The sequence below is a fragment of the Kitasatospora sp. NPDC032150 genome, assembly GCF_055579945.1.
Genome location: NZ_JBVIMH010000013.1, coordinates 17,191 through 31,880 on the forward strand (window position 1 = coordinate 17,191; position 14,690 = coordinate 31,880).

Consider the following 14,690-nt stretch of genomic DNA (forward strand, 5'->3'; position numbering starts at 1 on the left):
CGGAACCGGCCACCGGCGCATGCCCAACGCTCTTGCCGCACACCGGGGTTACCGGAGAACATCGCTTGGTGACGCGACTTCACGACGACGTACACCTGGCCGGCGCCTACCAATCGGGCAACGCGATGCCGGAGTCCTCGCTCCGCGCGTGGGCGGAGCTGATCGGATCGTTCGCCCCCTGCCCGGCTCCCGCCGTGGTGGAGGTCGGCGCGGGCACGGGCATGTTCTGCGCGGCGCTGGCCCGCTGGCAGCAGGCGTCACCGGTGGTGGGGATCGATCCCTCCGTACCGATGCTCGAACAGGCCCGGCGGCACAACGCACTGCCCGGCGTGCACTACCTGGTCGGCGATGCGGAGGCGCTGCCCGTCCGCACGCGGAGCCTCGACCTCGCCCTGCTCTCCCGGGTGGTGCACCACCTGCCCGACCGCCCCTCCTGCGCACGGGAGTTGGCCCGGGTGCTGCGGCCGGGCGGAGTGGTGGTGATCCGTACGACCTTCCGGGAGCGGCTGGACGCGCTCGTCTACGACTACTGGCCGCGGCTGCGGGCCATCGACGAACAGCGATTCCCCGGTGAGGAGGAGGTCCTCGCCGACTTCACCCCGGCCGGCTTCACCATTCGGGAGGCCTGCTCGTTCTCCCAGCCGGTCACCACGGGACTTCGCGCCTTCCACCGGCGGATGAGGAACCGACCGCTGTCGAAGTTCGCGTACCTGACGGAGGCGGAGTTCGAGGCCGGCCTGCGCAGCCTGGGAACTGACGCCGAATCGGAGCCGCCCACCGCGCCCTGGCCGGTCCACGAGCGCTACGACCTGCTGGTCCTGGCCCTGGCCTGAGCGACGGCCGCTGCGCCCACCGCACCGCAGCGGGCACGGCGAACCGCGGCAAGCCCCGGGCCGCTACTCCGAGGCGTCCCGGCCCGGGCACTCCGGCGGGCCGGGTTCACCGTCGGCTACTGATCCGACCCCTCCGCTACGCCGTCACCCGCCCCGATCGGCGCAGGCGACCGTACGTAGACTGGGATCGAACGCTCCCAGGGAAGGCGCAGCGATGTTCGAACGCGGCACGGACGGCCCCAAGGTGATCGTCGTCGGAGTCGACGACTCGGACTCCTCCTGGCGGGCCGCCGCCTACGCCGCCGGCCTCGCCCGCCGGCAGGGCTCGCAACTCGCGCTGGTGTACGTCCAGCCGGTGTCCGGCATGCTGGCGCTGACCGGTTTCGGCGGCGAACTCGGCGAGACCACCGAGAGCGTCGCCGACGAGATCGTGAGGCAGATACACGAGGCCGCGGACCGCTTCGGCGAGACGGCCAGCGTCAACTGGCAGTTCCACACCCTGGTCGGCGACCCGTTCACCGGACTCGCCAAGACGGCGGACGAGCTGCGCGCCGACGCCGTGGTGGTCGGCGCCTCCGAGCAGGCCGGGCACCGGGTGATGGGCTCGCTTGCCGTCCGCCTGGTGAAGGCCGCCCGCTGGCCGGTCACGGTGGTGCCGTAGCCCGGGCCGCGCGCCCGCCCCGGCTTGCAGTGTCCCTCGCACTGCCCCGATCAGTGCCGACCCGGGGCGTGGCGCCCCGTCCCGCGCCGGCCTGATCGTCAACTCCCCTGCCGTTCGCCCGGCGGTCAGCCCCGTTCGACCGGACCGATGGCCAGTGCGTGGACGGTCGGTCCGGCACAGTGCTCGGTCGCCCACGGCAGGAACATCGCCGCCTTCTCGTTCGGCGGGTAGATCCGCAAGCCCTTGGCGGGCGAGAGCCGGCACTCGTTCGGGTCGTAGCCGCCGACGCCGTTGCTGTCGTGCAGGGGCGCCTTCGCCGTCTGGCCCGGCCCCAGCGTCACGGTGGTGACCGTGCCCCCGGCGCGCGCGGCGGCGTTTCCGGACTGCACACCGTCCGCGCCGACGTAGGAGACGCCCGGATAGCCGGCCATCGTGCAGGGGGTGGCGGAGGTGTTGGTGAACACCAGGGTCGAGTAGTACTGCCCGGCACCGACACTGGCGTCCTTCTGCGCCACCGAGAGCCGGCTGCTGGTGCACGCCTGGGCCGACCCGGTCCCCACCATCACCACGGACGCGCCGGACGACGCCGACTGCCCGCCCGAGCCCCCGTCCGTGCCCGGCCCGGCGCTCGCTCCCGCGCTCGCACCGCCACTCGCCCCCGTGGAGCCGCCACCGCCCGCGGAGCCGCTGCCCGACGCCGCGGCGGCCGGCGGCGCCGAGCCCGCCGTCCCACCCGACGACGAGCAGGCCGTGGCCGCCAGCACCACCGCGGCGATCACCGCGACCGGCGCTGCGATCGTACGTACCCTCGCACTGACCGCTCCTGTCCCTCGAACCGACCCGACTCGCATCTGCCACACCCCTTGCAACGGCGCTGACCTGCCAACTCCTGACACTGGGAACCTGCCCGTTCAAACTCCGGATACCCATGCGTGACAGTGCCGTTGCACACTCCGGACCGTCCCGGGACAGCCGGCCCGGACGGGGACTCACTCGCCCATGAAGACGACCCGCCGGGTCGAGCCCGAGGCCCCGGGCGCCGCCGTCACCGAGGTGCGCCCGGCCGGGACGGCACGCTCCCGGCCCCAGGTGCGGATCTCCTCGATCTGCTCGGGGTTGGTGCGGCTGAGCGGGGTGGTGTTGACGAAGGTGTCCAGTACGAAGGACGGGCGCAGCCGGTTGGCGCCGCCGCCCAGGTGGACCTCGGCGCCGACCTCGTGCAGCGCGGCCTCGATGTCGGAGCCGGCGAAGCCCTCGGAGAGGTCCACCAGGCGCTCCACCTGGTCCGGATCGGGTTCGGCCTTGACGTAGCGGCGGTAGTAGAGCTCGATGATCTCCTTGCGGTCCTGTGGGTCGGGCAGGTCCACGAAGAAGAGTTCGTCGAAGCGGCCCTTGCGCAGCAGCTCCGGCGGCAGGCTGCGGACGTCGTTGGCGGTGGCGACCACGAAGGCCCGGGACTCCGACTCCTGGAGCCAGAAGAGGAACTGGCCGATGATGCGCTGTGCCGCGCCGGACAGGTCGTGGCTGCCGGCCAGTCCCTTCTCGATCTCGTCGATCCACAGGATGCACGGCGCCACCCGGTCTGCGGTCTCCAGCGCCTCCCGCATCCGCCCCTCGGACTCGCCGAGGTACTTGCCGTGGATGCTCGCCATGTCCAGCCGGTAGAGCGGCAGTTGCCACTGGGAGGCGATCGCCTTGGCGGACAGCGACTTGCCGCAGCCGGGCACGCCGACCAGCAGCACCCCGCGCGGCGGCCGCAGGTCGGTGCCGCGCAGGTCGGCGTGCATCAGCTCGTTCTTGCGCTTCAGCCAGTCGCGCAGGTTGCTCAGCCCGCCGACGGAGTAGTCCGAGGACTTGAGCTGGACCCGCTCCAGACCGGCCAGGTCGCTGAAGATCCGGTCCTTGGCCTGGGCCAGCGCGAGCACGTCCTCGCGCCGTACCGCGCCCCGGGCGACGATGGTGGCCATCAGGTTGACCGCCTCGGCCTCGGTCACCCCGAGCAGGAACTCCGAGGCGCGGCGGGCGTCGTCCTCGCTCCACTCGATCGGGACCACGCCGTGGTGGTCGTCCAGGAAGCTCCGGACGGTCCGGAACATCTCCTCGGCGTCCGGCAGGTCCAGGCGCAGGCTCATGCCCAGGCGCTGGAGTCCGCTCCAGATCGGGTTGTCGGTGATCAGGACGATGCTGCCGGCGTTGGCGTCGGCCAGCCGGGCGAGTTCGGCGACGTGCCGGGTGAAGTGGGTGTCGCCCTCCAGGCCGTCCGGGTCGACCAGGATCAGGGTGGCCGTCGGCCGGCTGGTGAACTGGGCGGCGGCGAAGTCCATCGCCCCGGTGAGCGAACGGTCGTCCTGGACGGTGGCGTTGGACCTCAGGTCGCGCAGCCCGGTGGCCCGGGTGTAGATCCAGAACGGCTGGCTGGTCCGGCGCGGCTGGGTGGCCACCTCCTTGACCAGGCGCAGCGCCCGCTGCTGCTCGATGGTGCGCAGTCCGATGACCGGTACCCGTGCGGTGAGGTAGCTGTCGAGGTCGGCACGGCTGTCGGCGTAGTTCGGCATGGGGGGCCTCGGGTCTCGGTTCGGCCGGTGATGGTCTCAGTCGGTGATGATGCGGCGGCGGGGCGCGGCCGTCGGGTCGTAGGACCAGCCGCCCGGGTCGGCCGGGGGTGTCTGGGCGATCACTGCGGTGAGCGGGTTGTCGCGCAGGGTGCGGCGGCGGACCTCGACGAATCGCGGGTCCGCTCCCTGGGCGGCCAGCCGGGCCAGGTCGTTCTCCAGGTCCTGCTGGATGCGCCGGGCGGTGTCGTCGAGGATCCCGGTCAGCCGCTCCCGCAGTTCCGCGGGCAGTCCCGGGTGTGCGGCCAATGAGCGGGCCTGGTGCAGTCCGCCACGGGCCTGGGCGAGGGCCCGGCCGGCGGCGAACTCGTCGTCGGCCGCGTTCATCGCGGCGACCAGCGCGTCCGCCCAGCGCTGCAGCCGCCGGTCCAGCGCGTCGGTGATCCGCACCTGGAGGCGTTCGAGGGTGTCGGCGGGGAAGTCCGCGGGCGCGAGCGGCGGCAGGCCTGCGCCGTCCACCGGCTCGCCCTTCGACCACCGTTCTAGGTGGTCCGCCCAGGCCTGGTAGGGGCCGCCCAGTTGGGCCGGGCCGCTCACCGACCGCTGCCGGGACGGCGTACGGTGACCTCTCCCGGAGGCAGCGGCTCCCACTCGGGCAGGCTGTCGACGATGCGGCGCAGCCGGTTGGTGACCCGCTCGTCGGCGGGCTTGGGTGCGGCCGCCCACGGGGAGGCGGCCGGGCGGCGCACCGGCGGTGTGTCGGGGTAGGGCGGTGTGGTCACTTGGCGTCTCCTTGCGGCGTGCCGTCCGGTCCGGGGCGGACGGCACGCCCGTCGAACGGGCTCTGGGCGTGTACGGCCGTCGCCAGCGAGGCGATGAACTCCCGGGCGGCGGGCTCCACCTGGTCGGCGTCCCGGTAGGCGCGCTGCCAGTCGGTCAGTTCGGCCGCCGCGCCGCGCAGTTGGTGCAGGGAGTCGTTCTTGGCGCGCTCCAGCAGCTGCCGGGCGGACTCCTCCGCCTTGCGGGCGGCCTCCGAGCGCAGGTAGATCATGCCGCCCCAGATCAGGGCGATCAGTACCGCACCGAACAGCGCGACACCGATGGAGGCCTGGCCGATGACGAGCAGGATCAACAGGAACGCCCCGCCGAGCAGGATCGCCTGCCGCCTCCACGGGTAGGCGAGGGCGGCCAGGAAGGGCTGCACGTGCTGGTCCCAGTGCTGGGACAGGGACTGCTCCAGGGTCTCCAGCGGGGTGTTGAACGACCCGTACCACGGCGGCAGGTTGAACGCCTTGGCACCGGCGGTGTGGGTGGCGGTGAACGCCGCCTGGACGTCCGGCGGCTGGGCCATCCGGTAGTCCCGGCTGAACCCGGCGTGGGCGTCGGCGAACCACTCCTGGCAGGCCGCGACCGCCAGCCGCTGGGTCGCCGCGGAGGCTCCGATCGCGGCGGGGTTGAGGGCGGCGGTGGACTGCACCGTCAGGACGTCCAGGGTCTCCTCGAGCGAGGCCGAGTCCACGTCGACGGCGTGCCGGGCCACCTGGACGTCGCCGTGGTGCTCCACCACGGCCCGGTTGAACGCCAGGTCGCGCCTGAGCGGCAGTTCCTCGTTGTCGTACTCGGAGACCAGCCGGTCCAGGATGTCGTCGATCGCGTCCTCCAGCCGCTCCGACGGCTTCGGTTCCTGGGCCAGTAGCGCGGTGTACTTGGTCAGGACCGCCTGCTGGGCACCAGCCGAGGACAGCACGGAGTCCAGCTGCGCCCACTGCGGCGAGAGGGCCGCCAGCCGGGGGAACCGGCCGGCCGCCGAGGGTGTGCGCAGACTCTCGATCTCCGCGCGCCAGCGCGCAACTTGAGCCGCCCGCGCCTGGTCGTCCTGCAGCAGGATCTCGCGCCAGCGGTCGAGCGTCTCGCTCAGCAGCTCCCGGCCGACCGGGCCGAACGCCCCCTGGGAGATGGACTCCAGGATGACAGCGAACTCGCGGCCGAGTGCGGCCGGGTCCTGGGCGAGCAGGTAGTGCCGCAGCCAGCGGACCGCACTGTGCTGACGGCCCTGCCGGCGCAGCACCAGGGCGAAGAAGAGCGAGGTGCGCTCCGGGGAGCGCCGGAACGCCTCCTCGACGGCCCGTTCGCACAGCGTCGGCTCGTCCGCCGACCAGGCGGCGAGAGCCACCAGGGTCGGGGCGAGCCAGTAGCGCGGAGTCTGGATCATGAGCTGCTCGCTCACCGTCCGCACCGTGTCCTCGGACACCAGGCCCACGTCGAAGGCCTGGAGCAGGCCCACCGCCGTCCGCCGGATGGTCTTGTGGTGGCCGAACTCGTGGTCCACCTGGTCCTGGATGACACCGATCCGGGTCTCGGCCCGCTGGACGTTCGCGGTCAGCTCGGCCTGTCGGGCGAAGGCCAGGAAGTCCGCGCGCAGCTGCTGGAGTTCGCTCTGGGTCTGCTGCTGGGCCGCGCCGACCGCGGAGACCTGGCCCGACACCTGGCCGACCTGCTCACCGAGCCGGGTTACCAGCCTGTTGACCTGTGCCACCTGGTTGCGCAGGACGTGGTCGACCTCGGTCATACGAGTCTCCGTTCGGGGTGCTGCGCGTCTTCGCGGTACTGCGGGGTTTCGCGGTGCTGCACGGCACTGCGGTACTGAAAGGCCTTGCGGTGCGGTCGCGGGGCCTTGCGCCCTTGCCGGGTTCCAGGGCGGTGTGTTCGGCGGGCGGAGGTCATGGGCGCACCACCGAGCCGTCGGGGAGCACCGGCAGGACCAGCCCGCTGTCGTAGACCTCGACGTAGGCGTAGGCGCCGGTGCGCACCAGCATCCGGGCCGCCGCGAAGGGACTCGGCATCGGGTCGGCGGGCGCGAAGTGCTGCACGATGGCGTGGGTGAGGTCCAACTGGTGGTCGACGTACGGGGGTCCGAGGTAACAGGTGGCGAGGAAGCCGAGTGGAATGTCCCCGAACGCGGTGGCGTACTGCTCCTTGAGCCAGTCGGCCAGTCCGCGGCAGGCGGCCGGGTCCAGCCCGGCGTCCAGGCGGCGCACGGCGCCCAGGAGCTGCTCGGGCCGCGCCCTGAGCCGCTCGGCGCCGACCCTGGTTCGGGCCGGACCTGCTCCGGTGACCGGACCGCTCGCGGCCCGCTGCCCGGTTGCGTCGTCCACCCCCGGGCGGACGACACGGCGTGGCTGCTCGATGAAACCCATGAGTCCCCCGCTGGTCATGGTGCGACCGCGCCGCGTTCCCGGCGCGTGGTCGAGAAGGATATTGGCTCCTGCCCGGTTGTGACCGGGGAATTCCTACCTCACGCCGCCTGACCGCCCTTCGGGCAGCCGGGTGCTCCGCGATCGGCGCCCGCCGGGTTGGGAACAGCCCGGACGGAAGGGCGTGCGGAGGAGGGCGCGTGCTCGGCTCCCGCAACGCGACCAGCACCCTACCAGGCCGGGGACGCCCATCCGCCGGTCGGCGAACCGGGTTTCCGTACCCCGCCGTACGGGGAGACCTGCCTCTGATCCATAACCCCCCGGTGGCAGCGTTTTCATGATGCCCCATCACGCGGTTCGGCAGTACGGCTCGACCGGAAGACGACCTCGTCCCGCCCGGAATCCGACCACCTGACAGGTGATCACAACTCCCGTCAGCTGGAAGACTTCTCCCCATGAGGACCGTGTTTGCACTCCTGGTGGGTATCGACGACTACGCGCGAAGCGGCCGCAGTTCGCTCGCCGGATGCCTCAACGACGTTTCGGCGGCGCGTGGTTGGCTCGAACAGCAGGTGCGGCCGAGTCTGGTGGTCCGGACTTTGCTCGACGCGGAGGCCACCGTGGACGCGGTGGTCGAGGGCATCGAGACCCACCTCGGGCAGGCCGGTCCCGAGGACACGGCACTGTTCTGGTTCTCCGGCCACGGCACCGAGTTCCCGGCCCTGCCGGAGGAGTCGGCGATCGAACCCACCGGCCGCTCCCAGGCACTGGTCTGCGCCGACGGCCCGCTGCTGGACAAGCGCCTGCGGGTACTGCTGGACCGGCTCGCCGCTCGCGGCACCCATGTCGCCGCCGTGCTGGACTGCTGCTACGCGGGCGGCGCCACCCGGGACGCGACGGGCACGGTCCGCTTCCTCCCGCCGGACCCGTCCTGGCGCACGTCCGCCCTCGCCCGCGACGCCGAGGGTGCACCGGCCGGCCCCGGCCATGTGCTGCTCGCCGCCAGCCGACTGGACCAACGCTCCTACGAGGACTGGTTCGACGGCCGCCGACACGGGGTCTTCACGCACGCGCTGCTGGGCGCCCTCGGCGAGGTCGGCGGCCGGGAGCTGACCTACCGCCGGCTGCTGGCCGCCGTGCACTGCCGGATGCAGGGCTCGGGAGACCGCCAGCACCCGGTGCTGCTGCCGCAGCAGGCCGGCGGCCCGGCCGACCGGCCGTTCCTCGGCGGGGCCGTCCGGGAGCCCAGCCCGTACCTGCTGCGGCACGGCGCCCAGGGCTGGGAGGTGGACTGCGGCACCGTCCACGGCCTGCGCGGCGGCGGCGAGGACGGCGCCCGGGGCACGGAGTTCACCGTGCTCCCCGCCGACCGGGATGCTTCCGCCGCGGCCCCGGAGGGCCCGGGCACAAGGAGGCAGGAGGGTCCGGACGCGGACCGGGCGGTCCTGCGGGCCACGAGCGTCCGCGCCGGGCGCACCCTGGTCGAACCGTCGGGCTGGATCCCCGATCCGGGCCGAAGCTACCCGGTGACGCTCTCCGCACTCGCCCTGCCGCCGGTATCCGTCCTGATCGAGGCACCCGGCGATCCCTCCGCGGCGCGGGAGTTGGCCGAGGCCATCGGCAGCGCCGGGCCGGGCGGCGGGCCTTCGCCGCTGCTGCGGTCGGCCGCCGGGCCCGAGGACGCGTCCGGCCTGCTCCTGCGGGTCGTGGTGCACGGCGGCCAGGCGCGGGTGCTGCTGCGCGACGGCTCGGCGGCCGTGGAGCCGCTCCCGCTCGCCGGCCCAACCGACGCCTGGCGGGTCGCCGACTGCCTGGCCCACCTGGCCTCCTGGCACCACCTGCGGGATCTCACCAACCCCGACCCGGTCCTCGGCTCGCTCGTCCGGGTGGAGGTGACGCCCTGGGACGGCGACGAGCCGATGCTGCCCGACGGCTCCGGCGAGCTGCTGTGCAGCTACGGCGGCGGCCCGGGCGACTGGCGCGAGCCCCGGGTCGCCATCCGGATCCGCAACCGCTCGGCGAGCCGGAAGCTTTGGTGCGTCCTGCTCAACCTCACCGAGAGCTACGCCAGCCACTCGGTGCTCTTTCCCGGGCACTTCATCGCACCCGGCGGTGTCGGCCACGCCTTTGACGGCGATCCGGTGTACCTCAGCCTGCCCGCCGGACGCACACCGCGGCCCGGCGCCCACGTCCGGGACTGGCTCAAGCTCATCGTGGCCGAAGGCGAGTTGAACACCGTACCGTTCCAGTTCGGCCCCTGGGACCCGAACGCGCCGGCGGGCCGGGACCCGGCCCGCCGGGCGGACGGGGTCTTCCGCCCGACCGCTCCGGACGGCAGCCGGGACATGGGCGCGGGAGCCTGCCCGGCCGCTCCCGGCCGGTGGGCGACGCTCACCCTCCCCCTCCGCACCGTCGTCCCTGACTGATCAACCGTCAGCGCCACGAGGGAGCCCGACACGGCCGACCGCACACCGACTCCCCGTGCCGCCGGAGCAGTCCGGGCCGGTCCCGGGACTGCGAACCGGCCCACCACTCCCCCTGGCTAGGACTACTGGCCCAGGTGCGTGAACCCGGCCCAGGCCGAGAGGTCGTCGGGCTCGACCTCCCCCGCCCGGGCGGCCAGCGCGGGCGGCATCCCGGGCGGTAGCCGTCTCCCCGGATCCAGCATCCACAGCTGGGCCCGGCGCAGCGCCCGCCCGGGCGGTTCCTGCTCACGCCGCAGGTAGTGGTGGGTCATGAACATCAGCACCGAGGTGGCGTCGTCGGGCACCGGCCAGAGCGAACCGATCACCGAACGGGCCCCGGCCACCAGGAAGGCCGTCGCCAGGCTGTACGCCTCGTTGTGGCCTCGCCCGGAGACATGGCTGCGGCAGGCCGCCAGGACCACCAGCTCCAGCCGCGCGTCCCGCCGGCCGACCGCCTCGGTCAGCTCCTCGGCCGCCAACTCCCCTCCGCTGAAGGAGAGGTAGGAGCTGTAGCGCTGGTTGGCGGCGACCGCCGCATGGCAGGCCAGGTGCAGTACACCGCCGCTGCGCCCCTGGTCGCCCGCTCCGCGCAGCCAGCCGAGGACCTCCGCCGGCGTCCCCGCCCCCTCCGTCTCCCCGGCGCCGCGCCGCCCGAGGTAGCTGCCCTGCGGGTAGAAGGCGCGCTGCACGGCGTCGGCCTCCTCGCCCGCGTACCGTAGGTCGCCGGTCGGATTGCCGACGATCAGCGCGCTGCCGGTGTGCGGTACCGGCGGCCGCGCGGCCACGTCGCACAGCAGCCGGGCCGAGGCCGCGTACGAGATCTCGGCCCGCTCGACCGCGTAGCGGCGCACTCCCGGGGCCTCGGGCTCCCACCAGGCCGCGTGCCAAGGCACCACCCCGAGCGCGCCCATCGGCACCAGGATCAGCGACGGCGGGCGGGTGCGTCCTGGCGGCGGCACCAGCAGCTCCAGCAGCGGCTTGACCGCCGCGTACCAGGCCCAGGAGCAGAGCCGGTCCAGCCGGCGGCGCAGCGGCGGCGGGTCGGCCTGCCAGCCGCCGGCCGACGGTGCCGGTCCCAGGTCGCGGGCGGCAAGGCCGCCGGGTCCGTACTCGCGCAGCGGTCCGGCGTCCTCCTTGAGCAGCGGCAGCGGCAGCGAGTGCACCCCGCCGTCGGCGGTCACCAGCACGGCCGCGCCGCCGTGGTCGTCCGAGGCGGGCATCAGGTACACCAGGGCGTCGGCCCGCAGGGCGCGCAGGGCGGTGCCGATCTCGGCCGGGGTGGGCGGGTCTAGCAGCCGGGCCGGCGCCGGGCCGCCCTGGTCCGCGCCGCCGAGTTCCGCGCCGCCGTGTTCCGTTCCGCCCTGCTCCGGGCCGCCGTGCTCCGGTCCGGTCAGCGCGGTGAGCACGCGGCGCCGGAGTTCGCTGGGGACGCCCGCGCCGGGCTCGGCCCCGTCGCCGGCCCCGGTCGCCGTCACGGCCGGTGCGGCCGACGCATCGGCCGCGGCCAGCCACTCCTGTGCCAGGTCGGTCCGCCCGGCGGCGGCCAGCATCTCGGGCACCGACTGCGAGGTGGTCGCGGCGTGCAGCACCAGTCCCCGGCAGGCGTCCAGCGCCTGGACGGCCTCCTCGGGCACCCCGTCCTCCAGGCACCAGGCGGCCGCCTCCAGCGCGGTCGTGGTGGCCTCGGTGGCGGCCTGCGCCGAGTGCTCGGTGCCGGACTGCAGCAGCGCCGCCCAGGAGTACCCGCGCAGCGCGTCCAGGCCGAGGCGCCGCCCGCGCAGCCGGTCGTCGCGGGCCGGATCCGCCCGGAACCGCAGGGCCCGGCCCAGGGTGAGGCCGATGGAGGCCCAGAGCCGGTGCTCGGGCCCCCCGGCCAGCCGTGCGGCCCGCTCCAACAGGCCGATCCCCGGCTCCAGGCCGGGGCGATCGAGCCGCTCACCGGCCTTGGCGCACCGGGCGCCGCCCAGGCAGGCCGCGTAGCGCAGCCAGTCGTCGCTCCCCTCGTCGGACAGGCTCAGCGCCTCCTGGAGCAGGGCCATGCCTTCGTCCAGGATGCGCGGATCGGACTTCTCGCTCCCTTCCCCGGTGCGGGCCAGACCGACGTCCCCCAGTACCCAGGCGCGCCGGTCGCGCGGCAACCGGGCGGCCTGGCGCCGCAGTTCGGCCGTGCTCGGGCCGCCGGGCGGCCGGACGGAGAGCGGTGCGCCGATGGCGCGGGCCAGGTGGTCGCGGGCGACCCTGGAGTTCTCCAGCATCGTCCAGACCTCTCCGCGGGAGGGATCCTCGGGGTTGAGCTCGCGGTACACCTCGGCGAGGGTGGCGATACAGCGGTCGGCTCCGGCCAGGTCACCGCGGCGTGCCGCGCGGACCGCCTCGGAACCCGCGAGCTGGCCCTCCAACAGCCGGTTCAAATAGGGCGAGTAGACCTGCTGGTTGCGGACCCGGTCCATCACCTGTGCGGCCGCGACCATGTCGTCCGCGGCGCCGTGCAACTGACCGCGGTGCCCGGTGGCGAAGGACCGGATCATCTCGATGCTCCGGCGCAGGTCCTCGTTCTCGTCGGCGAGACCGTAGGCCGTCTCCAGGTGCCGCAGCGCCTCTGCCAGGCCCGAACCGTCCCCCGCCGTTTCGGCGTTGAGCCGGATGGCGCCCTCGGCACCGTGCAGCGCACCCAGCAGGACGGGGTCGTCCCGGTGCGCCTCGGCCGCCGCCTCGAAGAGGGCCGTCCGCCGCTCGACCGTGACCCGGTTCCCGTGCGGATCGACCATCGGGATCTGCCGGTGCAGCATCCCGGCGAAGTACCCGTACTCCGGTCCGGTCGGGTCCATGGTGAGCCACTGCGCGTACTGGCGGTCGAACTCCTGCAGCAGCTGGTCGTGCCCACCGACGTCGTTGGCCAGGTTGGTGAAGTCCTGGACGCTGAGGTTGAGGAAGTTCTCGCCGCGTTCGATGCTCCCCAGCATTTCCAGATAGCTCTGGTACACCTCCTGGTACTGCTGCCCGAGCGAGTCGTCCCTGACCGCGAGGCCCCTCTCCACCAGTTCGTGCCGGCACCAGACGTGCACCGCCGTGATCATCCGGCGGACGTTCGGATCGCAGTCGTCGTCCGCCAGTGCCGCGGCGCAAGCCCGGGCCACCGTCAGCAGGCGCTCCGGGTCCTCGTCCACCCGGTAGCGGCTCTGCTGGAGCATCGCCACCAGCCCCGCCACCCGCCAGCCCGGTCCATCGCGTTCGGGTTCCCAGCGTTCGAAGGCGAGTTGGGCCAGCTCCAGCGCCCGGTCGCGGCCGCCGGCGTCGTCCCTCTCGGCCGCCCGGTCGTAGAGCAACTGGCCGAAGGCCGCCAGATGGGGCGGCGGCAGCTCGTCCGTGGCGCCGGGCTCGGCCAGCAGCGGCTCCAACTCGGCCAGTGCGGCGCCGACCTGGCTCCGGTCGTCCCAGTTGCTCCAGAGCAGGGCCCGGATGTACACCTGCCTGGCCGCGGCCTCCCGCCCCCACCACGGCCGCTCGGCCGGGGCCCGGCCGGCCTCGACCAGGGCCAGGCCGAACTCGACCCTCGCCTGCTCCAGCAGGTCCCGGTCCGCGGTGAGGTGGCCGTGCGCCATCAGCGCGCTGGCGAGTCCGTAGTGCAGCAGCCCGAGGTCGCTGTCCGGCGGTGCGGCGGCGATCGCCCCGCGGTAGTGCTCGGCCGCGCTCTCGGCGTCCGGGACGCCGCCGCCGATCCGGTACCGCTCGTGGCGCAGTCCGCCGATCTCCTCGTGCAGTTCGGCGGACTGCCGGCTGCCGGGCGCCTGGTCCGCCAGTGCGGCGTAGTGCAGCTCCAGCGCCCGGTCCAGCAATTCCCGGCGAACGGCCACGTCTTGGTCGGCGGCCTGCTGCCAGCGCAGCCGGGCGAACCGGGAGAGCAGGTAGCGGCCGAGCACCCTGACGTGCTCGTACGGCGAGTCCGACGCCGGAGCCGCCAGGCCGCGGGCGATCAACTCCTCTGCTTGGTCCAGAAGTTGCTGATCGGGGTGCTCGTCGTACCTGAAGACCAGGACGTGTCCGTAGACGATCCGCCAGGCGTCCCAGACCTCATCGTCGTCGTCCGGCCTGGCGAAGGCCCGCTCGAAGGCCTCGGCTGCCAGCCGCAGGTCATCCGCCCGCTCCTGCCGGAGGAACAGCTCGTAGCTGAGGTCCCCGGCCAGGGCCCAGAGCGCGGAGCCGTCCGGCTCGTCGAACGATCCACCGGCGAGGCCGTCGAGCAGCTCGTCCCGCTCCCGGCGGATCTCCTGCTCCGACATCCCGTCGGGGCGCCGGCCGTTCTCCGCCGCGCCCGTTTCCGTCGCCGTCACGGGGCGAGCCTCGCGCGGTAGGGCTCCAGCAGCGCGTCCAGCCACCGCCGGCCCTCGGCGGTGTCGAGGTCGACCGGCGCGGCCGGCGCCTCCTCGATCACCTCCGGCAGGCAGCGGTCACCGAAGAGCACCAAGGCCCGGTCACCGGGCTCGCGTTTGGAGGGCCAGAGGAAGCCCTGCGCCCAGGGGTCGGTGTGCTCGCGGATCCAGTGGCCCCAGTCCCGGGTGAACGGGTACTCGGCGGCCTCCGCCTGGACCAGCCAGGAGTCCTGCGCGACGCCTGCCAGGTCCCGCCCGGTCACCAGCGACACCAACTCCACTTCGGCGGCCAGCCGCAGGTACGACAGCCGCCGCCCGCGCACCGCGGCCCGCGGCACCAGCCGCGGCGAACCGTCCACGTCGAACGGCACCGACCGCAGCAGCGACTCGCAGACCGCCGCCTCCGCCGTCAGGCCCGCGTACAGATAGCCGTACGGGTCGCACCGGGTGGCGTCGAACCGGCCGCCGCCGTACAGGCAGTGCGCCGGAACGGGGTTGAACTCCGTACCGGAGCGGCGTGCCGAGTGCAGCCGGTAGAGCGGGGTTCCCGGTGCCAGGGTGACCTTGGTCGGCGTACCCGGCAGCGCCCGGGGCGGCCTCGTGTTCGCCATCGGG

11 protein-coding genes are annotated in these 14,690 nt (G+C 73.7%); 3 read left to right on the forward strand and 8 right to left on the reverse strand.

Going from position 1 to position 14,690, the window contains the following annotated elements; translation table 11 throughout:
* Positions 1 to 68 precede the first annotated feature (68 nt).
* The gene (locus tag ACZ5ON_RS17045; RefSeq protein WP_465592415.1) at positions 69 to 833 is read left to right on the forward strand and encodes a class I SAM-dependent methyltransferase; all 765 of its coding nucleotides are present in this window, start codon (positions 69 to 71) and stop codon (positions 831 to 833) included.
* A gap of 214 nt (positions 834 to 1,047) precedes the next feature.
* The gene (locus ACZ5ON_RS17050; protein WP_465592418.1) at positions 1,048 to 1,494 is read left to right on the forward strand and encodes a universal stress protein; all 447 of its coding nucleotides are present in this window, start codon (positions 1,048 to 1,050) and stop codon (positions 1,492 to 1,494) included.
* Positions 1,495 to 1,619: 125 nt separating this feature from the next.
* On the opposite strand, the gene ACZ5ON_RS17055 is transcribed toward ACZ5ON_RS17050, so the two are convergent.
* The 6 genes from ACZ5ON_RS17055 to ACZ5ON_RS17080 form a co-directional block, all read right to left on the reverse strand.
* A complete protein-coding gene (locus tag ACZ5ON_RS17055) occupies positions 1,620 to 2,273 on the reverse strand; it encodes a DUF4232 domain-containing protein (RefSeq protein WP_465592421.1) in 654 nt (217 codons plus the stop codon).
* 210 nt (positions 2,274 to 2,483) lie between these two features.
* Positions 2,484 to 4,049, reverse strand: a complete 1,566-nt coding sequence (locus ACZ5ON_RS17060) for an AAA family ATPase (RefSeq protein ID WP_465592424.1) — start codon at positions 4,047 to 4,049, stop codon at positions 2,484 to 2,486.
* A gap of 36 nt (positions 4,050 to 4,085) precedes the next feature.
* Positions 4,086 to 4,643 (reverse strand): hypothetical protein, encoded by a 558-nt coding sequence (locus tag ACZ5ON_RS17065; protein ID WP_465592427.1) that lies wholly within the window; start codon positions 4,641 to 4,643, stop codon positions 4,086 to 4,088.
* Positions 4,640 to 4,828 carry a hypothetical protein gene (locus ACZ5ON_RS17070; protein WP_465592430.1) on the reverse strand — a complete coding sequence of 63 codons (189 nt, stop codon included), beginning with the start codon at positions 4,826 to 4,828 and terminating at the stop codon, positions 4,640 to 4,642. Before ACZ5ON_RS17070 ends, ACZ5ON_RS17065 begins: the two co-directional genes overlap by 4 nt.
* Positions 4,825 to 6,615, reverse strand: a complete 1,791-nt coding sequence (locus ACZ5ON_RS17075; protein WP_465592433.1) for a hypothetical protein — start codon at positions 6,613 to 6,615, stop codon at positions 4,825 to 4,827. The genes ACZ5ON_RS17070 and ACZ5ON_RS17075 overlap by 4 nt, the downstream gene beginning before the upstream one ends.
* 151 nt (positions 6,616 to 6,766) lie before the next feature.
* A complete protein-coding gene (locus ACZ5ON_RS17080) occupies positions 6,767 to 7,261 on the reverse strand; it encodes a hypothetical protein (RefSeq protein ID WP_465592436.1) in 495 nt (164 codons plus the stop codon).
* Positions 7,262 to 7,695: 434 nt separating this feature from the next.
* Here ACZ5ON_RS17080 and ACZ5ON_RS17085 point away from each other — a divergent pair, with 434 nt between their 5' ends.
* Entirely contained in the window at positions 7,696 to 9,666 is a 1,971-nt protein-coding gene (locus tag ACZ5ON_RS17085; RefSeq protein ID WP_465592439.1) for a caspase family protein, read from the forward strand.
* 122 nt (positions 9,667 to 9,788) lie between these two features.
* On the opposite strand, the gene ACZ5ON_RS17090 is transcribed toward ACZ5ON_RS17085, so the two are convergent.
* Positions 9,789 to 14,036, reverse strand: coding sequence for a CHAT domain-containing protein (locus ACZ5ON_RS17090; RefSeq protein ID WP_465592442.1), 4,248 nt, complete (start codon positions 14,034 to 14,036; stop codon positions 9,789 to 9,791).
* Positions 14,033 to 14,686, reverse strand: a complete 654-nt coding sequence (locus ACZ5ON_RS17095) for an RES family NAD+ phosphorylase (protein ID WP_465592445.1) — start codon at positions 14,684 to 14,686, stop codon at positions 14,033 to 14,035. The genes ACZ5ON_RS17090 and ACZ5ON_RS17095 overlap by 4 nt, the downstream gene beginning before the upstream one ends.
* Positions 14,687 to 14,690: the final 4 nt, after the last annotated feature.

Excerpts from the sequence above, each read along its gene's own strand:
- ACZ5ON_RS17075 (WP_465592433.1), bottom strand. The coding sequence starts at position 6,615 with ATGACCGAGGTCGACCACGTCCTGCGCAACCAGGTGGCACAGGTCAAC.
- ACZ5ON_RS17060 (WP_465592424.1), bottom strand. The coding sequence starts at position 4,049 with ATGCCGAACTACGCCGACAGCCGTGCCGACCTCGACAGCTACCTCACC.
- ACZ5ON_RS17050 (WP_465592418.1), top strand. The coding sequence starts at position 1,048 with ATGTTCGAACGCGGCACGGACGGCCCCAAGGTGATCGTCGTCGGAGTC.
- ACZ5ON_RS17095 (WP_465592445.1), bottom strand. The coding sequence starts at position 14,686 with ATGGCGAACACGAGGCCGCCCCGGGCGCTGCCGGGTACGCCGACCAAG.
- ACZ5ON_RS17085 (WP_465592439.1), top strand. The coding sequence starts at position 7,696 with ATGAGGACCGTGTTTGCACTCCTGGTGGGTATCGACGACTACGCGCGA.
- ACZ5ON_RS17080 (WP_465592436.1), bottom strand. The coding sequence starts at position 7,261 with ATGACCAGCGGGGGACTCATGGGTTTCATCGAGCAGCCACGCCGTGTC.